Source organism: Thalassolituus sp. UBA3500, assembly GCF_002377545.1.
In the GTDB taxonomy this organism is placed as follows: Bacteria; Pseudomonadota; Gammaproteobacteria; order Pseudomonadales; family Oceanobacteraceae; genus Thalassolituus.
This window is the reverse complement of sequence record NZ_DFQB01000027.1, coordinates 10,483-35,729: the sequence shown is the minus strand read 5'-3', so window position 1 is coordinate 35,729 and position 25,247 is coordinate 10,483. Positions and strand designations below refer to the sequence as shown.

The 25,247-nt window shown below is 52.5% G+C and carries 20 protein-coding genes; 10 read left to right on the top strand and 10 right to left on the bottom strand.

What is annotated here, in order from left to right; all coding sequences use genetic code 11:
- Positions 1 to 43: 43 nt before the first annotated feature.
- Positions 44 to 634, bottom strand: a complete 591-nt coding sequence (gene nfuA / locus B2R29_RS06730) for a Fe-S biogenesis protein NfuA (protein ID WP_301180341.1) — start codon at positions 632 to 634, stop codon at positions 44 to 46.
- A 173-nt stretch (positions 635 to 807) separates the two neighbouring features.
- On the opposite strand from nfuA, the gene metH reads away from it, so the two are divergent.
- The 3 genes from metH (at position 808) to B2R29_RS06715 (ending at position 6,865) form a co-directional block, all read left to right on the top strand.
- A complete protein-coding gene (gene metH, locus B2R29_RS06725) occupies positions 808 to 4,533 on the top strand; it encodes a methionine synthase (RefSeq protein WP_301180340.1) in 3,726 nt (1,241 codons plus the stop codon).
- A 16-nt stretch (positions 4,534 to 4,549) separates the two neighbouring features.
- Positions 4,550 to 5,923, top strand: a complete 1,374-nt coding sequence (locus B2R29_RS06720; RefSeq protein ID WP_301180339.1) for an MATE family efflux transporter — start codon at positions 4,550 to 4,552, stop codon at positions 5,921 to 5,923.
- Between the two features lie 162 nt (positions 5,924 to 6,085).
- Complete coding sequence (locus B2R29_RS06715) at positions 6,086 to 6,865, top strand: glycerophosphodiester phosphodiesterase family protein (RefSeq protein WP_301180338.1); 780 nt, start codon at positions 6,086 to 6,088, stop codon at positions 6,863 to 6,865.
- Positions 6,866 to 6,901: 36 nt separating this feature from the next.
- Here the strand turns inward: B2R29_RS06715 and B2R29_RS06710 are convergent, their stop codons facing one another.
- Positions 6,902 to 8,614, bottom strand: coding sequence for a GMC oxidoreductase (locus tag B2R29_RS06710; protein ID WP_301180337.1), 1,713 nt, complete (start codon positions 8,612 to 8,614; stop codon positions 6,902 to 6,904).
- 254 nt (positions 8,615 to 8,868) lie between these two features.
- Between B2R29_RS06710 and B2R29_RS06705 the strand changes: the two genes are divergently transcribed.
- From B2R29_RS06705 to B2R29_RS06695, 3 genes are all read left to right on the top strand, one after another.
- Positions 8,869 to 10,542 (top strand): nitrite/sulfite reductase, encoded by a 1,674-nt coding sequence (locus B2R29_RS06705; RefSeq protein ID WP_301180336.1) that lies wholly within the window; start codon positions 8,869 to 8,871, stop codon positions 10,540 to 10,542.
- Positions 10,526 to 10,972: a DUF934 domain-containing protein gene (locus B2R29_RS06700; RefSeq protein ID WP_301180335.1), complete on the top strand. Its 447-nt coding sequence runs from the start codon at positions 10,526 to 10,528 to the stop codon at positions 10,970 to 10,972. The genes B2R29_RS06705 and B2R29_RS06700 overlap by 17 nt, the downstream gene beginning before the upstream one ends.
- Positions 10,973 to 11,040: 68 nt before the next feature.
- Positions 11,041 to 12,201, top strand: a complete 1,161-nt coding sequence (locus tag B2R29_RS06695) for a cation:proton antiporter (RefSeq protein ID WP_301180334.1) — start codon at positions 11,041 to 11,043, stop codon at positions 12,199 to 12,201.
- Position 12,202: 1 nt separating this feature from the next.
- Here the strand turns inward: B2R29_RS06695 and B2R29_RS06690 are convergent, their stop codons facing one another.
- Together B2R29_RS06690 and sohB are read right to left on the bottom strand one after the other, a co-directional pair.
- Positions 12,203 to 13,195, bottom strand: a complete 993-nt coding sequence (locus B2R29_RS06690) for a YhdH/YhfP family quinone oxidoreductase (RefSeq protein ID WP_301180333.1) — start codon at positions 13,193 to 13,195, stop codon at positions 12,203 to 12,205.
- 4 nt (positions 13,196 to 13,199) lie between these two features.
- Entirely contained in the window at positions 13,200 to 14,264 is a 1,065-nt protein-coding gene (sohB, locus tag B2R29_RS06685) for a protease SohB (protein ID WP_301180332.1), read from the bottom strand.
- 234 nt (positions 14,265 to 14,498) lie between these two features.
- On the opposite strand from sohB, the gene B2R29_RS06680 reads away from it, so the two are divergent.
- Positions 14,499 to 14,813, top strand: a complete 315-nt coding sequence (locus B2R29_RS06680; RefSeq protein WP_068443527.1) for an SCP2 sterol-binding domain-containing protein — start codon at positions 14,499 to 14,501, stop codon at positions 14,811 to 14,813.
- Between the two features lie 78 nt (positions 14,814 to 14,891).
- On the opposite strand, the gene B2R29_RS06675 is transcribed toward B2R29_RS06680, so the two are convergent.
- The 5 genes from B2R29_RS06675 to B2R29_RS06655 all read right to left on the bottom strand — a co-directional run bounded on the left by B2R29_RS06675 (position 14,892) and on the right by B2R29_RS06655 (position 19,270).
- Positions 14,892 to 15,533 (bottom strand): multidrug transporter, encoded by a 642-nt coding sequence (locus B2R29_RS06675; protein WP_301180331.1) that lies wholly within the window; start codon positions 15,531 to 15,533, stop codon positions 14,892 to 14,894.
- A complete protein-coding gene (locus B2R29_RS06670; protein ID WP_301180330.1) occupies positions 15,520 to 17,160 on the bottom strand; it encodes a hypothetical protein in 1,641 nt (546 codons plus the stop codon). The genes B2R29_RS06675 and B2R29_RS06670 overlap by 14 nt, the downstream gene beginning before the upstream one ends.
- A gap of 209 nt (positions 17,161 to 17,369) precedes the next feature.
- A complete protein-coding gene (gene dnaQ / locus B2R29_RS06665) occupies positions 17,370 to 18,068 on the bottom strand; it encodes a DNA polymerase III subunit epsilon (RefSeq protein ID WP_301180329.1) in 699 nt (232 codons plus the stop codon).
- Positions 18,065 to 18,499 carry a ribonuclease HI gene (gene rnhA, locus B2R29_RS06660; RefSeq protein WP_301180328.1) on the bottom strand — a complete coding sequence of 145 codons (435 nt, stop codon included), beginning with the start codon at positions 18,497 to 18,499 and terminating at the stop codon, positions 18,065 to 18,067. Before rnhA ends, dnaQ begins: the two co-directional genes overlap by 4 nt.
- Before the next feature lie 3 nt (positions 18,500 to 18,502).
- Positions 18,503 to 19,270: a methyltransferase domain-containing protein gene (locus B2R29_RS06655; RefSeq protein ID WP_301180327.1), complete on the bottom strand. Its 768-nt coding sequence runs from the start codon at positions 19,268 to 19,270 to the stop codon at positions 18,503 to 18,505.
- Between the two features lie 73 nt (positions 19,271 to 19,343).
- Between B2R29_RS06655 and B2R29_RS06650 the strand changes: the two genes are divergently transcribed.
- Genes B2R29_RS06650 through B2R29_RS06640 form a run of 3 tightly spaced genes read left to right on the top strand, consistent with a single transcriptional unit; the run spans position 19,344 to position 23,181 of the window.
- Positions 19,344 to 20,936 carry a lytic transglycosylase gene (locus B2R29_RS06650; protein ID WP_301180326.1) on the top strand — a complete coding sequence of 531 codons (1,593 nt, stop codon included), beginning with the start codon at positions 19,344 to 19,346 and terminating at the stop codon, positions 20,934 to 20,936.
- Positions 20,923 to 22,374 (top strand): ABC transporter substrate-binding protein, encoded by a 1,452-nt coding sequence (locus B2R29_RS06645; RefSeq protein WP_301180325.1) that lies wholly within the window; start codon positions 20,923 to 20,925, stop codon positions 22,372 to 22,374. The genes B2R29_RS06650 and B2R29_RS06645 overlap by 14 nt, the downstream gene beginning before the upstream one ends.
- A gap of 12 nt (positions 22,375 to 22,386) precedes the next feature.
- Positions 22,387 to 23,181: an enoyl-ACP reductase FabI gene (locus tag B2R29_RS06640; protein ID WP_301180324.1), complete on the top strand. Its 795-nt coding sequence runs from the start codon at positions 22,387 to 22,389 to the stop codon at positions 23,179 to 23,181.
- 74 nt (positions 23,182 to 23,255) lie between these two features.
- On the opposite strand, the gene B2R29_RS06635 is transcribed toward B2R29_RS06640, so the two are convergent.
- Positions 23,256 to 25,076 carry a SurA N-terminal domain-containing protein gene (locus tag B2R29_RS06635; RefSeq protein WP_301180323.1) on the bottom strand — a complete coding sequence of 607 codons (1,821 nt, stop codon included), beginning with the start codon at positions 25,074 to 25,076 and terminating at the stop codon, positions 23,256 to 23,258.
- Positions 25,077 to 25,247: the final 171 nt, after the last annotated feature.

Genomic DNA, 25,247 nt, shown 5'->3' with positions numbered 1-25,247 from the left:
CACCTCAACCCAACCCGAAGGCCCATCAGGACTCGCTTTCAGCCTACTTAAAGTAGGCGTTGTCGGTCTGTGTGTGGTCCGTTACGTCGCGCACACTCTGTATCTCTGGTACTTTTGACACCAGCGTCGCCTCGACGCCGTCTTTCAGTGTCATATCAACCGCACTACAGCCCTGGCAACCACCGCCAAACTTCAGAACGGCAACACCCTCGTCTGTCAGCTCAACCAGAGACACTTCCCCACCGTGTGAAGCCAGGCCCGGATTAATCTCAGTATAAAGAATGTAGTTAATGCGTTCTTCGACAGGACTGTCGTCAGTGACCTTGGGCATCTTGGCATTAGGCGCCTTAATCGTCAGCTGGCCACCCATACGGTCTTTGGCAAAGTCGATTTTTGACTCTTCGAGGTATGGAATGCTCATTGCCTCGACATATACCTTGAGCTTCTCCATCTGCTGCAGCACATCGTTCGGGTTCACTTCGTCCGGGCGGCAATAGGCCAGGCAAGTTTCGGCGTGCCGCGTACCCGGCTGCGTGATAAAAATGCGCACAGACATGCCTTCGACAGTCTGTTTTTCCAGAAGGCCAGCCAGGTACTCTTCAGCGTCCGGCGTAATCTCAACGTATGTAGTCATATGACTCCCTCGTAAACTTGCGCACATTGTAACGTATATGGGGCTTCTTACGAAATACCCAAGCAAAACACTCAGGTTTACATCCAAAACATCACATCGACTCGAAAGCAGGACAGATCACATCCACTCTGGTAATATTTGGCGCCATTTTTCGCCAGTTAACCGATAGTGTTATGAGTTCAAACAACGACAACCTGATTCAACAGCGCCAACAACGAATTACGACTCTGAAAAAGAACATGCAGGAGCGTATACATATTCTGGACGGCGGCATGGGCACTCTGATTCAGAGCCATCAGCTGGAAGAAGCGGACTATCGCGGCGAGCGCTTTGCCGACATCCCTCAGGATGTTAAGGGCAACAACGATCTCTTGGTGATCACCCAGCCCGAGATCATCGCAGGCATCCATCGCCAGTATTACGAGGCCGGCGCAGATATTGTTGAAACAAACAGTTTCAACTCTACCCGCGTATCTCAGGCCGACTACGACATGGAAGACCTGGTACCTGAACTGAACCGAGCAGCCGCGGCAGTCGCACGTCAGGTGGCCGACGAGGTCGAAGCAGAAACTGGCATCCCGCGCTACGTTGCCGGTGTTCTTGGCCCAACCAGCAAGACCTGCTCTATTTCACCAGACGTAAACGACCCCGGTTATCGCGCTATCACCTTCGATCAGCTGGTTGAAGAATACATCGAGGCCACCGAAGGCCTGATGGACGGAGGCGCCGACATTATTCTGATCGAGACCGTCTTCGATACGTTGAATGCAAAAGCGGCGGTGTTTGCGGTACAGGAAGTTTTCGAACAGCGCGGTGAAGAACTGCCGATCATGATCTCTGGCACCATTACCGATGCCTCAGGCCGTACCTTGTCTGGACAAACCGCAGAAGCCTTCTACAACTCTCTGGCGCACGCCAAACCGCTGACCATTGGCCTCAATTGTGCCTTGGGTGCAGAAGAGCTGCGCCCTCACGTTGAAGAGCTGTCGAACAAGTCCCACTGCTTTGTCTCAGCACACCCGAATGCGGGCCTGCCAAACGAATTTGGCGAATACGATCAGTCACCTGCGGAGATGGCAGGAATCGTTGAAGAATTCGCTGCCAGCGGCTTTCTGAACATTATCGGTGGCTGCTGTGGTACCTCTCCTGCTCACATCAAGGCCATCGCCGAAGCAGTCAAAAAGCACAAGCCGCGCGTGATTCCAGAGATAAAACCGGCGTGCCGCTTGTCTGGCCTTGAGCCATTCAACTTCGATGAAACCAGCCTGTTCGTGAACGTCGGCGAGCGCGCCAACGTCACTGGTTCTGCCAGGTTCAAACGCCTGATCAAAGAAGAAAACTACGACGAGGCGCTGGAAATTGCCCGCCTTCAGGTTGAGAACGGTGCTCAGATCATCGACATCAACATGGACGAAGGCATGCTTGATTCAGAAGCTGCCATGGTTCGTTACCTGAACCTGATTGCCTCTGAGCCCGATATCGCACGCGTACCTGTGATGGTCGACTCCTCCAAGTGGGAGATCATCGAAGCGGGCCTGAAATGCATACAAGGCAAGGCCATCGTTAACTCCATCTCACTCAAAGAAGGCGAAGAGGAGTTCATTGAGAAAGCCAAGCGTTGCAAACGCTATGGCGCGGCCGTTGTCGTTATGGCCTTTGATGAAAAAGGCCAGGCCGATACCGAGCAGCGTAAGAACGAAATCTGTGAACGCTCCTATCGTGTTCTGGTTGATAAGGTCGGCTTCGCACCCGAAGACATCATCTTCGACCCGAACATCTTTGCCGTTGCCACAGGGATTGAAGAGCACAACAACTACGCGGTTGATTTCATCAACAGCTGTAAGTACATCACCGAGAATCTGCCACACGCCAAGATCTCCGGCGGCGTGAGTAACGTGTCCTTTTCGTTCCGTGGCAACGAGCCGGTACGTGAAGCCATTCACTCGGTATTCCTGTACTACGCCATCCAGAACGGACTCAGCATGGGTATCGTTAATGCCGGCCAGTTAGCGGTATACGACGACTTGCCAGCCGAGCTGAAAGATCGCGTTGAGGACGTCATTCTTAACAAGCGCGAAGACGGTACCGACCGCCTTCTCGAAATTGCTGAAAAGTACCGCGGCGACGGTTCTGTTCAAGAGAAAGAGAGCGAAGAGTGGCGTTCCCTGCCCGTCGCTGAACGTCTGACTCACGCACTCGTTAAAGGCATCAACTCTTACGTTGAAGAAGACACCGAAGAAGCCCGCCAGATGTTCGACCGCCCCATTCAGGTGATCGAAGGTCCGCTGATGGACGGCATGAACGTGGTCGGTGACCTGTTCGGCTCAGGTAAAATGTTCCTGCCACAGGTGGTAAAAAGCGCCCGAGTTATGAAACAAGCCGTCGCTTACCTGCTGCCCTATATCGAAGCTGAAAAAGACGGGAAGTCTGAGTCTCAGGGCAAAATCCTGATGGCGACCGTAAAGGGCGACGTTCACGACATCGGTAAGAATATCGTTGGCGTTGTTCTGCAGTGCAATAACTTCGAAGTGGTTGATCTGGGCGTAATGGTCCCTGCCGACAAGATTCTGAAAGTGGCCAAAGAAGAAAACTGCGACATCATCGGCCTCTCGGGTCTGATCACGCCTTCTCTGGATGAGATGGTGCACGTCGCTCGTGAGATGCAGCGCCTGGACTATCATGTACCGCTGATGATCGGTGGCGCCACCACATCCAAAGCACACACTGCCGTTAAAATTGAACCACAGTTCCAGAATGACATTGCTGTCTATGTGCCGGATGCTTCGCGCGCCGTGGGTGTTGCTCAGAAACTGGTTTCTCCTGAGGCCAAAAAAGTGTTCATCGAAGAGCGCCGCGAAGAGTACATTGCGGTGCGTGAACGCAACGCCAACCGCAAAGCGAAGGCCCTACTGCCATACGAAAAGGCCTGCGAGAACGCATTCAGCGCAGACTGGGCGAACTATCATCCGCCGAAGCCAAACAAGCTTGGCCTGAGCGTTTACGAAAATTTCGATCTGGCCGAGCTGGTGGATTACATCGACTGGACGCCGTTCTTTATGTCGTGGGAACTGGCGGGTAAATTCCCTCGTATTCTCGAAGACGAAGTGGTCGGTGAAGCCGCAACCAACCTGTTCAAAGACGCCCAGGCGATGCTTAAGCGCATTGTTGATGAGAAACTGTTCAACGCGCGCGGTGTTGTAGGGCTTTGGCCAGCGAACAAGCGCGGCAATGATGACATCGTAGTTTTCAACGAAGACGGTTCTGAGGAACTCGCTGTACTGCATCAACTTCGCCAGCAGACCGACAAGCCAACCAGTCAGCCTAACTACTCGCTGGCCGATTTCGTTGCGCCAGAAGGTACTGTCAACGGTAAAACAGTGGAAGACTACATGGGCGGCTTTATTGTGACCGCAGGCATCGAAGCAGAAAAACTTGCTAACGAATTTGATGCCAACCACGATGATTACAACAGCATCATGATGAAAGCGCTGGCTGACCGACTTGCCGAGGCGTTCGCTGAGCGTATGCACGAAATCGTTCGTAAAGATCTCTGGGGCTACGCAGCCGATGAGCAACTGGACAACGAAGCTCTGATCAAGGAAAAGTATCAAGGCATTCGTCCAGCGCCAGGCTACCCTGCCTGCCCGGACCACACAGAGAAAGCGACACTGTTTGCTCTGCTCGACGGTGAAGCTAACACCGGTGTTTTTCTGACTGAAAACTTCGCCATGACGCCAGCGGCATCTGTCAGCGGCTGGTATTTCTCGCATCCTGAGTCGAAGTACTTCGGCCTTGGTAAGATCGATAAGGATCAGGTTACCGACATCGCCGCCCGTAAGGATATGGAGCTGGAGCAGATGGAGCGCTGGCTGGCGCCCAACCTGTCTTACGATCGCTAAGAGGGTCTGAACTGATATGCAGTTCAGCCGCCTGCTGCTGTCAAGATTAAGCCGCGTCGAACTGGCGCGGCTTAATCGCATTCTGGTGATCGGCATTCCAATCATCGGCAGCATGCTGTCGCAAAGCATCACCAACCTAATCGACGCCGCCATGGTGGGCCAGCTGAATGACGTCGCCCTCGCGGGTGTCGGCATTGGCAGCTACGCCAATTTCCTCTGCGTTTCGGTGATGATGGGGCTCTCTGCCGCCGTGCAGGCCATAGTTGCCCGGCACTATGGCGCTAAACGCCACCACAGAACCACAGAGCCCTTATTTGCTGGCCTGTTCCTGACTCTGTTGATAGGAGTCCCCTCGACGATACTGTTTGTGGCCTTCGCCGAGCAGTACATAGGTTTTTACACCGACGATGCCGCCGTGGTTGCAGTAGCGTCTGAGTACTTTTCATGGCGCACCGCTGCCCTCACCTTTGTCGGCATGACCTTTGTATTCCGGGGCTTCTGGAGCGGCATCGGCGAAAGCGCGGTATACCTGAAGATCGCCTTGATCATGCACCTGAGCAATATTGTGTTCAGCTACTTCCTGATCTTTGGCTTGACGGTGCTCGGCACAACCTACTGGGAAGGTTTCGGCGCTGTAGGTTCCGGCATGGGCTCCGCGGCCTCTCTGGTACTTGCCGCCACCCTCTTTTACTGGCGCACCTTTGCTCTCGATACCCGCTTCCGCCAGTTGTATCACCTCAGCCGCCACACCATCCGCCAACTGGTACGCCTGGCGATCCCGAATTCGGTCAGTCAGACACTGTTTGCTCTCGGTCTGAGCGTACTGTTCTGGATCATCGGTCTGATAGGCACCCAGGAACAGGCTATAGGCCATATTCTGACACAGCTGTCGCTGATGCTGATCATGCCGGCAGTCGGCTTGGGTATTGCTGGCGCCAGCCTGGTCGGCCATGCATTAGGCGCAGAAGAGAAAGAAAACGCCCATCGCTGGGGTTGGGATGTATTGAGAGTATCCGTGGTGATTATGGCCATCCTCGGTCTGCCGATGTGGGTTGCGCCTCAGGCGGTATTAAACATATTCACCAACGACCCAGCCCTGATTGAATTAGGCACCTGGCCGCTTCGCATCCTTGGTTTCGCCATCGCATTCGAAGTGGCATCCATCATATTCAATCAAACACTGCTCGGTGCTGGTGCCAGTAAGCAGGTGCTCAAAATCAACCTGGTGATGCAGTGGATCGTATTCCTGCCACTGGCATGGTGCATAGGCCCGTATCTGGGCTATGGCCTCACGGGCATCTGGATTCTGCAGGCCTGCCAGCGTATGTCGCTCGCGGTAATCTACGGGGCTATTTGGAGCCGCAAGCACTGGTCGCACATCCGGGTCTGAAGGCCCATGGCGACAGCACAAAGCGTGGTAATCTGCGCGCAGAAACATGGAGCAAATACAAAGTGGCGCGCACTCAGAAACCTGACTCACGACTTATTACTTGCCCGAATCGGCAAGGCGGTTTAGCGTACAGGAAAATCTACTGCTTTCTGAGCTTCTGATATGCCGCTGAACAGAATTAACATCATCCCCTCGGCTTACACCCAGATGAAGCCGGTGATCGCTCATCGCGGCGCTAGCGGTCATGCACCCGAAAACACTGCCGCAGCCATCCGCGAAGCGGCACGCCTGAACGCCGAATGGGTCGAGGTCGACGTCACGATCAGTTCTGATAACGTTGCTGTTGTATTTCACGATTCCGACGTAAATCGTTGCACCGATGGTCGCGGCCTGGTGATTCAGAAAACATTGGCCGAGCTCAAGTCTCTGGATGCAGGCACTTGGTATTCGCCGTTTAATTCAGACGAGAAAATCCTCACCATGACAGAGCTTCTGGCGCTAGCAAACCAGCTCAATCTGAATCTGAACATTGAAATCAAACCGACCATAGGCCGCGAGACGGAAACCGTCTGGGCGATGAAACAAGCCTTAAAGCAGGTGCCGTTCGAACACACCCTTCTATTATCGAGCTTTAACGTCCACGCTCTCTACGCTGCGCGGGAGTTTCTGCCTGAATATACCCGCGCACTGAATGTCGAGGCGATCCCCCGTGACTGGTTCAATCGTCTGGAGGAAGTCGGCGCCACTGGGCTGCATTTTGCGGCCGACTTCTATGACGAAGCCGTTATCAAAGATATTCATGAAGCCGGAACTCCCATGGCCTGCTACACCGTCAATGATTTTGAAACCGCGCAGAAAATGTATCGTGCCGGAGTTCAGGCGGTATTCACCGATTACCCGGAACGTCTGATTCTTGATGCCCGCCCGGTCGGATTGCACTAAGCAGTCACGACCAGCGCCCCCGGTTCTCTGCAACAATCAAAAATCTTCTCTCAGGATTTTATGAATATTCCTTTCGGCGAGTGCAGTAATCGTCAGAAATGGATTCACCCCCACATTCCCCGGAATCAGCGAACCATCAACGGTATAAAGGTTGTCGTACCCCTTCAATCGGCCATAAAGGTCAGTTGCCTTGCCAAGCAGGCAGCCGCCCAGCGGATGATAGGTAAAGAAGTCGGCGTACGGCTGATTGCCCTCGAACAGTCCTCGTCGGTAGTGGCAGTAGTTCGCTTTGTTGTAGCGGTCGAATACTTTCTTCGCAGCATCAAAGGAAGGCTGCGACTGATCCGGCCCCCAATGCAACCTTACGTTGTCAGCAGTTGCATCATAGGTCATATACCCCCGTTCAGGGTTATTAGTAATCGCCAGAAACAGACTTGTGTAGGTCTCGATACCCGCCGGAAACGGCGCTATTTCAGCGAACACCTGGGCCTCAGGGTCATCCCAGTTATCTATTCCACGCACCGGCATCCCTGACTGTTTAGCGCCGGTAAGTTTCCACAACGGGTTGGCAATCGACACCATAAAGTTGCCGTTATTGCCCCAGCCCTGGCCGATTTCATCGCTGAGTGCGGGTAGCGCACCGGTTTCTCTCGCACGCATCAGAAGTTCCGTTGTGCCCATCGTACCCGCTCCTAAAAACAGGTACCGACACTGCACGCTGAGTCGTTCGACAATGTCGCCTGCCACATTAATGGTTTCCAGTTGGAGCGTATAAACACCATTCGCACCCTGGGTGATCGAGGCCACTCGTGTCATGGTACGCAGCGTGACATTGCCGGTCCCGATAGCTTGCGGAATGTAGTTTTTATCCAGGCTTTGTTTCCCGTGATTATTGCCATAGATGACTTCGTTCGCGGTCGCGGAGGGCTCGACATTGCCGGCGATTTCTTCGGCCATGTAATCAAAGTCGTAGACGTTCGGCACATCGGAGGTCTGGAACCCGGCTTTGTGCGCGCACGTTTCAGCCATGCGGCTGAACTGATAGTAATCAGATTCGTACACCTCATCCGTGACACTATTAACGTGCAGCATACTCTGCGCCAGCGGGTACCAACGGTCGTACATATCGTCAGCGCCAACATCCGGTAGTATCTCTTCAAAAAACGCACGCTTAGGCACTACCGCCATGCCACCGTTGACGAGAGAACCGCCGCCTACACCGCGCCCGAGATACACCTTCATATTGTCGTAAGACAAGGTATCTAAAACCCCCGGATAGCGATCAATATTGCGATCGACCAATGGCAAACCGAGTATGTTCGAGACGGGTGCTTCTGTACGGTCTTTGAACCACATAGATCGAGCATCTGCATTGATCATGTTGCAATGCACCTTGCCGTCGGACGCCAACTGATCCCAAAGCTGGCCCATTTCAATCATCAGGGTATCTATTCCCGCTTCCCCGAGGCGCAATGCGGTTACCGATGAGCCATACCCCGTACCCACCGTGATTGCCGTGTAATATGGCGCAATACTGACGGGAGTGTGAGGCGTAGCAGGTTCAAACACATCCCACCAACCGGCTTCTGCCTTCGGGCTGATTACTGCAAGGCTCACGGTAGTGGCACCTGCCGTGGCAGCAGCGGTCATCGCCGAACGACCTAGAAATGCCCGACGAGTCATGCCTGATGAATTTTCACCGGCTTTTGTAGATTTGTTGTTCTGAGACGGTTTATGCGTGCTGCTCATGGGAATCCTTATGTATTATTGTGGTATCCAGTCACCTCATTCTCTGCGATTTCACTGCGCCTATCTATCAACAATCGTTTCTTTGGGGCACGTGTGTCTCATTGTCTTTAAAAGCCTGTGAATTCGCAGCTGCACCCGTAAAACGTTCTGTAAAACCGATTAGTAATATTCGCATTTTCTGATTTTCAGATAAGCCGTTTCAGGCTAAAGTGCGCCCCTATTTCTATAACTCCAATTATTGCAACCGGATCACTATGTACGTATACGATCAGTACGATCAGCAATTGCTGAACGAGCGCGTCGCCCAGTTCAAGGGTCAGATGGAGCGCTATCTGGACGGTAAGATCTCTGAAGAAGAGTTCCTGCCACTGCGACTGCAGAACGGCATTTATGTGCAGCGCTATGCACCAATGCTTCGTGTCGCAGTGCCTTACGGCGCACTTAACTCTGCTCAGGTGCGTAAGCTGGCTTATGTCGCCCGCACTTATGACAAAGGGTACGCACACATCTCGACGCGCCAGAACGTTCAGTTCAACTGGCCAGAGCTGGAGCAGTGCCCACAGATCCTTGCGGACCTTGCCGAAGTACAGATGCACGCCGTGCAGACCAGTGGTAACTGTATCCGTAACACCACGACTGATGAGTACGCCGGTGTTATTGCAGAAGAAATCGTGGACCCACGCCCGTACTGCGAAATCATTCGTCAGTGGTCAACCTTCCACCCGGAGTTCGCATTCCTGCCGCGTAAGTTCAAGATCGCAGTCAATGCAGTGCCTGGCCAGGACCGTGCGGCAATTACGATGCACGATATCGGCATCAATATCGTCAAGAACGACGCTGGCGAAATCGGTTACCGAGTACTTGTCGGTGGTGGCCTGGGTCGTACCCCAATTCTGGGCGAAGAGATCTGTGCCTTCCTGCCAGAAGAAGACCTGCTGACTTACCTGGACGCAACTATCCGCGTTTACAACCAGTTCGGTCGTCGTGACAACAAGTACAAGGCACGCATCAAGATCCTGGTAAAAGCTTTGGGTATTGATCGCATGCGCGAGCTCGTTGACGCTGAATTCAATCGCTTAAAAGATGGCGAAGGCAAGCTGACTCAAGCTGAGCTTGAGCGTGTTAAACAGCACTTTGTTGACCCTGCATACAAAACACTGACTGATGCGACGGCAGAGCTTGAAGTAGCACGTAACGAGAATAAAGCATTCTCTCGCTGGATGGAGCGTAACGTCCGCAGTCATAAGAAACCTGGTTACGCTGTAGTGACGCTGACACTGAAGCAGATTGGTACGCCACCAGGTGACATCACCGCTGAGCAACTTGATCAAGTAGCCGATCTCGCTGACGAGTACAGCTTCGGTGAGCTACGTTCTACGCATAACCAGAACCTGGTACTGGCAGATGTTGAGCAGACTGATCTGTTTGGTTTGTGGCAGAAACTGAAAGATCTGGGTATGGCCACACCAACACTGGGCCTGCTCACTGACATGATCTGCTGCCCTGGCGGTGATTTCTGTGCACTGGCGAATGCTAAGTCGATCCCTGTTGCGGAAGCCATTCAGGCGCGCTTCGAAGATCTGGATTACCTCTGGGATCTGGGCGAGATCGACCTGAACATCTCGGGCTGCATGAACGCCTGCGGTCACCACCATGTCGGTAACATCGGCGTATTGGGTGTCGACAAGAAAGGTGAAGAGTTCTATCAGGTATCGCTGGGTGGCAACTCTGGTGGTAACGATGCGGACGGTTCTTCTCTGGGCAAGATCCTCGGCCCGTCATTCGCACGCGAAGCGATGCCAGATGTCATCGCTAAGATTCTCGATTTCTATGTAGACCAGCGTAACGACGGAGAATCTTTCCTCGAAGTCTACCGCCGCGTTGGTCACACCCCATTTAAGGAGGCTGTCTATGGCAAACCTGATTAATACCCAGGGCCCTGTTCAGGACACAGAACTCAAATCTGTCACCCTTGAGCAATGGCAGGAAGAGAAAGACGCTTTAACTGGCCAGTCGCTTGAACTGACAGTATCAAGCGAGCAGACAGCAGACCTGTTTGGTGAAGACGCAGACAACTTTGCCCGCATATCGATCGACTTCCCTAAGTTCGCCGACGGCCGTGGTTACTCCGCCGCACGTCTGCTACGTGAGAAGTACGGCTATAAAGCTGAACTGCGTGCTGTGGGTGACGTTCTGATTGATCAGGTGTTTTTCATGAAGCGCTGCGGCTTCGACACCTACGCGCTGCGTGAAGATCAAATTGTTGAGGATGCCATTGCAGCCTTCTCAACCTTCACAAACCCTTACCAGAATGACGTCAATGATCAGCGCCCGCTGTTCAGACGCCGCCTGAGCTAAAACTGGCTCTCTTTTCTGTGGCGCTCCTGCCTTATGTGACTTAACCTTAAGTCACATTTGGGGGAGTTATGCCACAGGATATCGTTTTTTCTTTCTTTCTTATTTTCGCTGGAGCGCTCGTTCTCGCGACATTCGCACTCTACACTCGCCAACCTATTCTCGTTGCTTATATTGCCCTCGGCGCCATCGCAGGCCCATACGGCATGGGCTGGATTGAGCACCCTGATGAGCTCACTGACATGGCTCATATCGGCATCATATTTCTTTTGTTTCTGCTTGGGCTCGACATGCAGCCCTCTTCCCTTTTTGCTGTATTAAAGAAAGCAATGTCAGTGGCATTGTTGAGCTCACTGGTCTTTTTCGGCATCGGCGCAGGCATTACCCACCTGCTGGGATACGGCATGATGGACGCTGTGATAGTCGGGCTTGCGTGTATGTTTTCCAGTACGATCATTGGCCTCAAACTCCTGCCAACCACTGTGTTACACCACAAACATAGCGGCGAACTGATGGTTGGCTTACTCCTGATTCAGGATATGATCGCCATCCTCACCCTTATTCTCCTCGGCGTAATGAGTGGCGATTCCGAGCATCCGGTCTGGCAGCCATTTATAGCACTGCCAATACTCGCTGGCGGCTGCTACCTGATCGTTAAGTATCTTCTCTTACCATTGATCCAGCGCTTTGACCGCTATCAGGAATATCTTTTCATCATGGCGATTGGCTGGTGCCTGGCCGTCGCTGAAGGTGCTGCCTATGTTGGCCTGTCTGAGGAAATCGGTGCATTTATTGCGGGCGTCACTCTGGCAACCAGCCCTATCGCGCAGTTCATGGCCATCAGCCTCAAGCCACTGCGTGATTTCTTTTTGGTGATGTTCTTCTTCACTCTCGGTGCAGGGGTCAATCTGGGAATGCTTGAGGATGTACTTCTGGGAGCAGCACTTCTCGCTGCCGCAGTACTGATTCTGAAGCCACTGACCTTCCGGCTGCTACTTGGCCGTTTCAGTGAAACACCCCGGCTTGCGTGGGATGTGGGTTTCCGTCTCGGGCAAATCAGTGAGTTTTCGCTTCTGGTGGTCTTTGTCGCAATTGAGAGCGCGCTACTTAGCGAGCGCGCTTCACTGCTAGTACAGGCAACGGCGATTATGACGTTTGTTCTGTCCAGCTATATTGTTGTATTCAATTACCCCAACCCAATCGCAATCAGCGATAGGTTGAGACGCGATTGAATCAGTCTTTATTCAGGTTGACGCGATAGCGGCCGACGCCTTCACCTTTGATGATCCGGGCAAGAACGTCCGGAAGTTCTTTGCGGCCAATTTCAGTCGTCATACTCTCAAGGCTGTCCAGCTTCCAATCGGCTGCGGCCTTATCCAGTACCGCCTGTTTATCCGCTCGTGGAATCTCAACAGAATCCACACCAAGAAGGCTGACGCCACGCAGAATAAACGGGAACACACTCGCTTCCACTTTAACTCCGGCAATCATACCGCACGTTGTCACAGCGCCCTCAGGCATCAGTTGCGGCAATATGGCTGACACCATATCCCCACCGACCGTATCAACCGCAGCCTGATAGACAGGCTTCGCCATCGCCTTACCCTTCAGTGACAGCACGTTATCACGGCTTACGATGCGTTTTGCACCCAGAGATTCGAGCCAGTCGTTCTTATCTGCCTTACCGGAAAGCGCAACAACACTGTAGCCAAGCTTAGACAGCAGAGAGACCGCCACAGAGCCAACACCGCCAGTAGCACCCGTAACCAGTACTGGACCGCGATCTGGAGAGATACCTGCGCGTTCAAGCTTTTGTACGCTCAGGGCGGCTGTAAAGCCTGCAGTTCCCCATGCCATTGCTTCTGCCGCCGAGATGCCTGCTGGCTTCTTAAGCACCCAAGCCGCTGGCACACGGATATGCTGGCCGTAACCACCACTCGTATTCATGCCGAGGTCATAACCGAAAACGACGACTTCATCACCCTTGGCAAATGCACTATCGCTGCTTTCAAGAACAACCCCTGCAGCATCAATGCCTGGCGTATGGGGGTATTCTTTGGTCACACCGCGATTACCGCTGGCCGAGAGCGCGTCTTTGTAGTTCACCGAGGAGTAAGACACCTCAATAAGAACATCACCTTCTGGCAAGTCAGCATCACTTTGTTCAACCCACGACGCTTCAAATTTCTTATCCGCTTCGACTACCCGATATGCTAAAAAACTCATCGTCTTACCCCTTCGTCTGCATCTGATTCTGAACAGCGGTCAGCACACGTGTAACAGCACGCTCAAATCCAGCCTGGGCGGCAAAGCCCATGCGTTCCTGAAATGAGCGGCGATACTCATATGCGACGGTATACACATCCGCGCGCTCGCATGCTGAGACAAGATAGTCGTCACTTGTTCCTACTTCGTCTATCAGCTTTTGGTCGAGTGCCTGCTGGCCATACCAGATATCGCCGGTAGCAACCGCATCGATATCTACGCGAGGACGAAACTGTTTTACGTGTTGTTTGAACAGCACGTGAGTATCGTTCAGGTCGGACTGAAACTTCTCCCGCGCTTTATCGGTGTTCTCACCAAACATGGTCACTGTGCGCTTGTATTCGCCTGCAGTGAACATCTCGAAATCGACATCGTTTTTCTTCAGGAGCTTATTAAAATTCGGTAGCTGAGCAACAACACCAATCGACCCTACAATCGCGAAAGGCGCCGCAACGACCCGATCGGCAAGGCACGCCATCATGTAACCGCCACTGGCAGCCACTTTGTCGATACAGACAGTGAGCTGTATGCCCTTGTCGCGGATACGTTTCAGCTGTGACGCTGCAAGGCCGTACGAGTGCACCATGCCGCCACCACTTTCGAGACGAATCACGACCTCATCGTCTTTGGTGGCCATGGTCAGCACTGCTGTGATCTCGCGACGCATAAGATCAACATCAGACGCTTTGATGTCACCGTCAAAGTCGATAACGTAGACACGTTTGGTTTCTTTCGACGCATCTGCACCGGCAGAAGCCGCTTTCTTTTCTGCCTTCTGTTTGGCTTTTTCTTCTTTCTTACGCTCTTTCTCAAGATGCTTCAGAGTTGCTTCTGTATTGATTTCACTCTCGAGCTGCTCTTTGTAGTCTTCAAGCTGCTCATTGAGTTTACGAATCTTAAGCTCACCCTCAGACCCCGACTTTTTTTGTCGACTGCCGAGAGCAATCATTCCACCGACGACCACCAAAATGGCCACAACCAATGTGACGGTCTTCAACAGAAAGCTGCCGTAATCTGCAATAAACTCCACTCAGATATCCTTTAATCCTGTATTTGGGAAAAGCCAGCATAACGAAAACCCGGCAGGCCGCAAGCTCTGTCAGGCAAGAGAAGTCACCGCCGTTTGAAATTCAAACAATCGTTCGAATTTCGTTGACACCTTTTGGAGGGCCACTTAGAGTGTCGACAGGCCTGAACAGGCACGAATCAACGGCAGTACTTTCGCCGCCGTAGAACAATACGTAAGTAACCGAAGGATATTGATATGTCATCTGCTGCTGAATTCATCAATGAAATGAACGCTAAATTCAACCCGGCTGCCGCTGAAGGCCTGGACCTGGTTTTCCAGTTCAACATCGAAGATGCGGACAACTACCACCTGATCGTTAAAGACGGCGCCTGCGAAGTTGTTCAGGGTGAAGCGGGTGATCCTAACGTCACTCTGATCATGAACAGCGAAACACTTCAGGGCATCGTTAATGGTGATCTGGACGGTATGATGGCATTCATGTCTGGCCAACTGAAAGTTGAAGGCGACATGATGCTGGCCACTAAGCTGGGCGAACTGTTCCCTGCTTAATAATTGCCAGATTGAAAAAAAGCGGCCTCAGGCCGCTTTTTTTGTATCTCTTTTTGTATCTCTGTTCTGCTTTTTGTTTCACCACTGACTAGCGACAGCAGTTTCTGCAACGTCATTCACTGGGCGGGCAACCAAACCTTTTGTCGTGCGGACAACACTGAAGACCGCTCCGTTTTCCATAGGCATGTAGACTGCGCTACCGAAATCAGCGTCCAGCCAAAGATCGTAGTTACGCAACCAGCTCCAGATATCAAAACCCTCGGAGCCTCCGAAGCCATAGACCGTTCTCGGTGAATTACGCTCTTCCTCAAGACTCAGATATCTCCCAGACAGTCGGTCAAAGCGATACAGAGGCTCTTTACCGAGGGCAAGCAGCGGGCCGGTCCAGACAAGCATACGAACATCAAGCTGCCACTGGTCGCCTTTCACAACGAAACGCTCTTCTTCACCCTCAGAATCAACCAGTGTCAGATCAAACACCTGCGGCTCAATCTCATAAATACTGACTGTCGCCAAGGGTCGTTCCTGAATTGCAGAGCGATAACTCGCCAGATCCCAGACAACCAGCCCCAACCATATCGCACCAGCAATCAGCACCATGCCCGCTGTACCGCGCAGCCATTGCCTGAACCATCCTTTTCTGGCCCACAGAAAAAGTGCGACAACAACCGCGATAAAAATAGCGACACTACTGATAAGTGTCAGACTAGTTTGCAACATGACCAGCTCTCAGTTGCACCATACTTTCTTCGGCCATACGCAACGCATCACTGCCTCCGGAAGCGGGTGAATCATAAGTATCCAGATAGTACTCAACTGCAGTTACCGCGTCAGCAAATGCATCCATATCCTGAGCCGAAGGTGCCACTCTCGAATCCATCACCTGATGCTCGACGAACTCTTCAAGCTCAAGCAACATGGAGCGAAGGTCTGCCTTACCTAGAAAAATAACAGCACCACTGACATCACGCAGACTCTTGCCCACGTTCTTAACGTGCAGCTTATCACCGCTATCTACGTAAGAAGCTACCGCTCTCTTAACCATAACAAGAGCAGTAACGGACTCAGAAACCACAGCAATGTTTGCTTCTTTGAGCGTTACCGGATCAATAACCTGAGCGCCCTTCAGGCTATTAGACTGAACAATTGCCTGAACATCCTGCTCAATGCGAATAATATCGTCCGCCAGGCCTTCAATATCTGTCTGCCCCGAGCGAATCTGGCGAATGACCCCGTCGGCTAATTCAGCGGTTGGGTTCATATCAACCATAATCAGCGTGTCGGAGATGCGCTCCAGTCGCTCAATCAGCTCTGAGTCTTCAGCGGCCAGCTCTGGATTTCGCTGGCTACGATCAATAATATCTTTCAGCGCTTCGATTTCATCCTGAAGTGCGCGAGCAAAAGACACCAACGCAGACTGATCAGGACCACTCAAATCATTACGGGTGACTCGCAGCTCCCGCTCACGAACGTGATCAGTCAACTGGAAGCTGCTGTGCAGCACCTTCAGCCGATCAGATTCTGGCTGCGCCAACGCGACCAGGTATAGAAATTCTTTCAGCAGCGCATCCGAGGGTTGTTCATTAAACGCGCCCCCTTCTGATGCCTGAAGTTTGCGGACCTGTCGGTCCAGCTGCCCGACCAGCGATATACGCTGCGACGTCACTTCGAAATCTTCCTGCTGCAATGCATCCAGGGCGCCCGAGACCACTTCCCAGAAAACCCAGCCATGTGTGCCTCTGGCAGCCTGCTCAAGCCGCTCTACTGCCCTGACCAGCACCTGCAGCGGACCTCGTTTACCTGAGCCACGAATAAGACCCAACAAACCCAACTGCAGCATCTGCCGCACGCGACGATACGCTACCGTACGGTTGGCAGACGCAGACGGCTGATCCAGTTTGGGGCGTAAGTTATTAAGGAAGAAATAGCCTTCAGGCAATCCCTTCTCGGCACGCTCACGACGTACCAGATTGATCGTGGGTATCAACAAAGAAGGTGCAACATCCTGACCAGTAATCACAAACTCAATGTATCGTTTCAGATACACCACAGCCTGAGTGCTGGCTTCAAGAAGGCCCTCATTAACACCGGATTTGAGTGATCGACGAATAGTCTCGGTCAGTTCTTCACACAAGCGTTCGCCTGCGCGGAAATCGAGCATTTTAAACGTGCCGCGCAGCTGCCGGATTTCTTCGAGGAAAGCGCGGATGGTTTCTTCACTGCCATCGCTGCTGTAGTTATCCAGCTGAACCGCTGCATGGTCCAGCGCGTGTTCAATCTCTCTGCGCACGACGTGTAACGACGATGCAAACTGATTTGAAGCTTCTGCGCTAGGTAAATCTGCCATTTTTATTGTCTTCCTGTCCGGCCGATGCTGCTGCCGGTTTGTTTATCACTGATTAGTCGCTCTGGCGGATTCTACCGAAGTGATGAGTGCTTTCACCTATTGGCAGACAGACGCACCGATATCCCGAAGAAGCGGCATAATTCAACATAACCTGACCGGGTGATAAATCCGTGCTCGCCTTCTCAGTTTCACTATTCAGCTTTTTATTATTAAGAGCGGCGCCAAAGCGCCCCTTCACTTTTCTTATCAATTAAATCCAGAAACGCCTCATGAGCTGCGGTTTCTTCATTAGTGGCCTTTACGACCTTCAACGCCGCGGCATCGATATTAATGTCCCCAAGATCCAGTTCTACGACCTCTGACTCTGACTCGTCCTCCCCAAGGGCGAGGTCAGTCTGGCCGCCTGTCATCATCAGATAAACATCGGCCAGGATCTCAGCATCGAGCAACGCTCCGTGAAGCTCACGATGCGAGTTATCAATGCCGTAGCGCTTACACAAGGCATCAAGACTCGCACGCGCCCCAGGGTGCATCTGGCGCGCCATCACGAGAGTATCGAGAATGCCACAGAAATCCCGTGTTGGCGTCATATTCAGTCGCGAGAACTCGGCATCCATCATGCCAACGTCAAACGGCGCGTTATGAATGACCAGTTGAGCACCATCAATAAACGAGCGGAAGTCATCGACCACCTGACCGAACACGGGCGCGCCCTGCTCTATCAACCATTCATTAGTAATACCATGAACTTCCGCCGCCTCTTCATCAATCGGTCGCTCAGGATTGATATAGACGTGATAATGCCGTCCGGTCAGCTTGCGTTTAATAACCTCAACACAACCAATTTCGATGATTCTGTGACCATCACCAATACCGGTGGTTTCCGTATCAAGTACTACCTGTCTCATTTAACTGCCTCTGCTGCACCACGATTTGCCAGTTGATCAGCACGTTCATTTCCGTCGTGACCGGCGTGGCCTTTAACCCAGTGCCATTCTACCTGATGGCGCGCGCATTCTTTGTCCAGAGCCTGCCACAAATCCTTATTTTTCACAGGTTGCTTTGACGCCGTCTTCCAACCGTTCTTCTTCCACCCGGCCAGCCACTGATTAATACCTTGTTTCACGTATTTGGAGTCTGTAGTCAGAATGACCTGGCAAGGACGAGTCAGCGCTTTCAACCCCTCGATGGCTGCCATCAACTCCATGCGGTTGTTTGTCGTATTGTCTTCACCACCCCACAGCTCTTTCTCATTTGCGCCGTATTTTAACAGTGCGCCCCAACCACCAGGGCCAGGGTTCCCCTTGCACGCACCATCGGTGAACAACTCTACCTTCATGACTTACATTGACCCTTTTGTTCTGGATACTGGCTTTCGGGTTGCTGGAATCGCAAACCCCAGCTTTGATTCGCGGCGCACTTTACGCTCTGAACGGATCGTTGTCATGCCCGCTACTGTTTTACGTGCAACCAGAATATACACATTACCCGCAAAGATCCGGTTGCCCGCCAGAACCCGGTCAACGCGACGACTCAGGGCCTCCGAGCCAATCTTTATAGGCCAAAGGTGTGCCGCAGTAGTGACATTTTCGACCCGAAAGTCCAGCAACATTAACCAGTCTGATAAGCGCAATGGCGCGACCGGATTGGACACCCAGGGCAGCTCCGTAGACATGGTCCGCAGCCACCGGGCACCACCCCAGGCACTGTAGGGATTGAAGCCAACGACCACCAGATAGCCACCAGAGACCAGCGTACGGGTTGCCTCCCGCACGAGCTGGTGTGGCCGGTTTGTCATATCAAGCGCATGCTGCAGAACAACAACATCTAACGTCTCGTTGGGGAAAGGCCAATGCGTATTGTCGATTCGAGCCTGACAGTCAACCAAACCTTTTTGCCAAGGCATCCCAACCCGAAAGGTATGGTCCGCTCTGCTGCGACTGAGGAACTTAGGGTCAGTATCGACGCCGGCATACAGCAAATGGCGCCCTCGGAGGTGTGAGACCCTTTCTTCCAGCCAGGAACCTTCAAGCGCCATCAGTCGCTGTGTGTCCTTGCGGCTTAACCACCGCTTCTGAACCTGAGTTTTTATTCTGTGGCCGTGTTTCATTTGACACTGTTCGCCTTGCGGGCATGGATTATGCTGATAGACTGACAGAAAAACGTAGTCAGACACCAGTTGTATGAAGTTATTGCAAGTATGCCTGCTGACGGCAGTCCTGTCAGCGTGCAGTTCCATCGCCCCGAAAAACGAACCTGCCTCCGAAGACACGATCGCCGGCGCCGCGCCAGATCAGCCAGTCAGTCAAGCCACGACAGATATCACGATAGATACCCTGACAGAAGCAGAGGCTGAAGATGAGGTCACAGAGCCTCTGTCTCCGGCAACCTCCTGGGACCGGGTAGTACGTAATTTCGGGTTAGAACTCGATACATCGAATGCGCGTGTGAAACGCCATATGGATTGGTACATCAAACACCCGAGGCACCTTGAGCAGGTGTCTGATCGCGCGCGTCGCTACCTGCATTACATTGCAAGCGAAGTTGAACGACGTGAAATTCCTGGTGAGTTGGCACTTCTGCCAGTGGTTGAAAGTGCTTTTGACCCTTTCGCGTACAGCCATGGTCGCGCATCTGGCGTCTGGCAGTTCATACCATCCACCGGGCGCGCCTACGGTCTGCATCAGGACTGGTGGCACGATGGCCGCCGGGATATCCGCAGCGCTACCAATGCCGCCCTCGACTACCTGGAATATCTCGCTGGTCGGTTTGACGGCGACTGGATGCTAGCTCTCGCGAGCTACAACTCAGGCGCTGGCACCGTAAGAAAGGCCATCAGAAAAAACAAGCGTAAGGGCTTAGATACCGATTTCTGGAGCCTCGACCTACCCAAAGAAACCCGGGCTTACGTACCAAAACTAGTCGCAATTTCTTACTTATTGAAGAACAGAGAAAACTATGACATCGCCTGGAAAGACGTCGAAGATGCTCCTTACTTTGCCGTTGTTCCAACAGGCGGACAGATCGATCTGTCACAGGTTGCCGAACTTGCAAACACCGACCTGGATGAAATATATCGCCTGAACCCCCAGTTCAATCGCTGGGCGACGCATCCTGAAGGACCGCATGAAGTTCTGATCCCAGCGACACAGGAATTTCTTTATCTCGACAACCTCGCAAACCTCGACGAGAACGCCCGACTGAAGTGGCAACGCTACACCGTACGCTCTGGCGATAGCCTGATCACGATTGCGCGTAAACACAACATCACCGCAGACGTTGTCCGCAGTGCCAACCAGTTACGATCAGACACCATTTACGCAGGCCAACAGCTGCTTATTCCGTCTGCGCTAAAGGCCGGCGGAGAGTACGGACTCAGCCTGAGCGAACGCCTGACCCGCAAACAGAATGCAGGTCAGACATCGAATCGTTCTCAACGCGTTGATTACCGTGTTAAGAACGGGGATAGCTTCTGGAAAATCGCCCGCATGTACGATACCTCAGTCAACAAGCTGAGCCGCTGGAATGGCATGGCCCCCGGCGACCCATTAAAGGTTGGCCAAAAGCTGACGATCTGGACGACGGAATCTAACGGTCAGCGCGAAGAAGTTCGCAAGGTGTACTACAAAGTACGCAGCGGCGACAACCTCAGCACCATTGGCTCACGGTTTAATGTCAGTGTTTCTGAAATTAAGCGCTGGAACTCCAGCAAGCTGGGTGGACGCTATCTCAAGCCCGGCCAGAACCTGACGCTGTATGTAGATGTCATTCGCTAGAGCAGCTCTGGCCATACTGGCGCTCTGGTCGACTCTGAGTGCCTCAACAACATACGCTCTGGACGTCTTCACCGAAGACGCAAAGACACTCCCTGAGCTCCCTGTCATTGACGTCATAAAGCCAACGCCCGCAATGAGAATTGCGGGTGCGTTCACAACACTCGCCGCGACCATTCCCAAAAACTGGAAGCGGTTGCCTTCAGCGCCGTCAGACGACCTGCTCGACGACCTCTATGTTCCGCTCGCAGGAAAGCCTGATCGCAGCGGGCTAAGACCGCCCCTATTAGCAGCGAGCTGGCACGACGAACCTGAGAAACACCGGATTATTTTCCGCCTTCATCCATCCGCCATCTGGAGTGACGGTATTCCCGTGACCACAAAAGACGTGGTCTACACCCTCTTTTACCTCTCTGAACTGACATCCGGAACCCCCTACCAGCGTCAGCTCATCGATCAAATGCTGACCGGCATCACCCAATACGATGCTGAGCACTTTGCACTACATTATTCAACAGACTATGACGAGGCACCTGCCGCCTTGTTTGGGCTGCGGATCATGCCCGGACACGCAGCCGGACTGGGGGCCGATGCACTACCTCCCGTTAATGGGCCATACTTACCCGTCGACTTGAATGATACGACCATGAGTCTTGAGAGAAATACAGACTGGTGGGGGGACAACATCCCGGCATTGAGCAACCGCTTCAGTATTCGTCGATTGATCATACACAGGGCCTCCCCTGACAGGTTTGATCAATTTATTCAGGGCCAGGTTGACTGCATAAGCACAACAGCCAGGTCAGACATGCCAGACGCCTGGCTAAAAGCGCTTCTTGATACTAAAAACATCACTCACATCGTCAGCGATGCAGATCCCGCATTAAAGGTGTTGCTGATTGCTTCGAGCAGCCTTGATAAGCGTCGATTCTCTCTTCTGACAGAACAGGTCCGCGACGCGATCAATGGAGAGAAACCGCAAGAGCTGATCGCTGACGTCATTTTCAGCCCTGCGCCAACACTCAGGTGGGCAGGACAGGCTGGCTACTCACAGGTACCGGCGCGCATATTCAAATCCCGGATTCGCACTGGTTTTTTTGAAGCGGCCGTCATTGCTATCCCGCAGACTAATACGGTTGAATCCCCTGAGAGTTACGCTAACGATCTTCAATATCTGACGGCGAACGATAGCAATCTCCATATTGCCGCTCTATACGACATTCCCTATTATCAATATGCTTGCTGGCCTTGGGTAACGCTCCCCGAGCCCGGAGAGAAGAAGGGAAATCTTCTTTCCCCGTCAGATATTTACAGTGGCGGTTATATCGGCCTGGACCGGCGTCAAAGAGCGCGCGTTCTGGGCAGGCCAGATCGGGATGACGACGAAGAGCCGGTAATCATACGCTATCCCGCAACGAACAATACGACACAAACAGAATAACAGGAGCCTATCGTGGGTCTACTCAGTGGCAAAAAAGCCCTTATTGTTGGCGTAGCCAGCAAACACTCTATCGCCTATGCCATTGCAGAGGCATTTCACAGAGAAGGCGCCGAACTCGCTTTTACTTACCAGGGCGACAAGCTTGGCGACCGTGTAAAAAAAATGGCGGCAGAATGGAACTCAGATCTTTGTTTTCCGTGTGACGTATCCTCGGACGAGGATATTCAAGGCGTATTCGACTCACTCAAGCAGCAATGGGACGGCATCGACATTCTCATCCATTCTGTTGGATTCGCGCCTGCAGAAGAACTTAATGGTGACTACCTCGACATCACTAGTCGCGAAGGTTTCCGCATTGCACATGACATCAGCTCATACAGCTTCGTAGCACTCGCCAAGCATGCAAAACCCATGATGGAGGGACGAAATGGCGCCATGCTGACCCTCACCTATCATGGTTCTCAGCAGACGCTGCCGAACTACAACGTCATGGGGCTCGCCAAAGCCTCTCTGGAAGCGTCTGTCCGCTATCTTGCGGGCTCAACTGGCCCAGACGGTATCCGGGTCAACTCCATTTCTGCAGGACCAATCAAAACACTGGCAGCATCAGGCATTAAGAGCTTCCGCAAAATGCTCAAGAAAAATGCGGAACGCGCTCCTCTGAAGCGAAACATCACGGCCGCTGAAGTCGCCAACACAGCCGTATTCCTGTGTTCAGACATGGCATCGGGTGTGACAGCGCAGAACATCTACGTTGATGGCGGGTTCAATACCTGCGCAATGAGCCTGGAAGAGATGGAAGACTGATTCCAGACCACGCTCAGCGACCAATAAAAAAGGCAGCCAATGGCTGCCTTTTCTTATTCAGGACAAGATACAAATCACTGAACAATCTCAGTGTTCGCCTTTGACCATGCCTGATAGCTAACCATATCGTCTCGAGCGGACTGGTTACGAACAGCCGTTTTAAGCTCTTCGGTCACAGCCATATCGTCCCAGGACTTACGATCTACAGATGTCAGCTTCACGACGGTATAACCGACGGGTGAAGACACGACATCAGACTCACCTTCAGCCAGAGAGAACGCCTTTTGCTGTGCTACGCGAGGCGCTTCCGTTGACTGGCGCAATGTGGTGGTAGCTTCATTCCATTCAGCATCTGCAACACCTTCAAGAATCGCTTTTGCTTTATCAGAAGCAGCCTCAAGGGCTTTCTGACTGGTAAGCGCAGCTACGACCTGGCCACGTACTTCATCAAGTGGTTTAGGCTGGGCATCCTGATAATCATCAACGACAAACACCATAGAGCCAGATTCCATATCCACCAGATCACTCAGCTCACGATCAAGCTTCATGTTATCTTCAAAGGCTGTGCGACGAACCTGATCTGAATCAGCAACACCCTGACCGCTTGTTTGGGTAAAGTAATCGCTGGTCTGAACTTCCAGACCTGAACTTGCTGCAAGCTCTTCAATAGTCTCTGCCGAAAAGGCCGAATTCGCAAGCTCCTGGCTGCGCTCCGCGAACAGGAAGCCGGCCTTCTCCGCTTTCACAATATCGACCAGTTCATCACGAACCTCAGACATTGCGGGTACATCTGCCGACTGCACTGACACAGCTTTAATAATATGCACACCGAACTCAGTGACGACCGGCTCTGACACACCGCCTTCTTCCAGAGCATAAAGAGCATCATCAAACGCTGGGTCAAACGCACCGCGTGGATTCACGCCCAGAGAGCCGCCCATATCGGCTGAGCCACCATCTTCTGACAAGTCTGCCGCAACAGCCGCGAAAGACTCACCACTATCCAAACGAGCGCGAGCTGCCTCAGCCAGTTCAATGGCTTCGCTTTCTGAGCGATCTTCAGTCAGGAACAGAATATGTGCAGATTCACGCTGCTCAGTCTGCTCAATATCAGCAACATAATCCTGGTACGCCACTTCGAGATCTTCTTCAGTGACTTCCTGCGCGTTTTCGATGCTATCGCGAGACAAAAGAACGTAGCGGATTCGCGCACGCTCTGGCGTCATAAAACGTTGAATGTTTTCGTCGTAGTACGCAGTAATTTCGTCGTCAAGAACTTCTACAGAATCCTTGAACTGATCAGCCGACACAGACGCGTAAGAGAATGTCCGCTGTTCGTTTTCAAGAGACTGACGAAGTTGCATTTCGAAGGGAGTTTCAATGGTCGACAGCATAAAGGCTGCACGCACCTGGTTCTGACGAACACTATCGGCAAGCATAGCGCGGTACTGAGCAACGGAATAACCGTTCATGCGCAACACCAGTTTAAATTGTTCAGGATCGTACTCACCAGCCGTCTGGAAGGACGGTGTATTTACGATCATCTGATCGATAATACCTTTTGCAGCATACAGATCCAGCTTGTCGGCCTGAGTTTGAGCAACCTTCTCGTTAATTAATTGCTCTACCGCAGACTGTTCAAGAAACTTGTCGTTGAACAGGCCTTCATCATACTGGTCGCCAAACTGGCGGCGCAGTTGATTTTTCTGTTCAGCAATTTTCTGCTGCACTTCAACGCGGCTGATCTCGTAGTCGCCAACCGTCGCTACGGGTTTTTCACCACCGCCCAGATTTACGATGCTTTCGACACCCCAAAGTGCGAAAACAACAATAATAAAACCTACGATGATTTTGGCGATGATGCCCTGCGCATTATTACGCATGGTCTGTAGCATGTTTCCTCCCTAATGCCCGGTACTTCCGGGCTTAGTGCCTACCGCGACAGGCGGCATTAATAATTATAAGAGCTGATCGTCAGCAACAGCACTATACACAAAAAAAGCGCATCTAGGATGCGCTTTATTCTGGCGGACCGGACGGGACTCGAACCCGCGACCCCCGGCGTG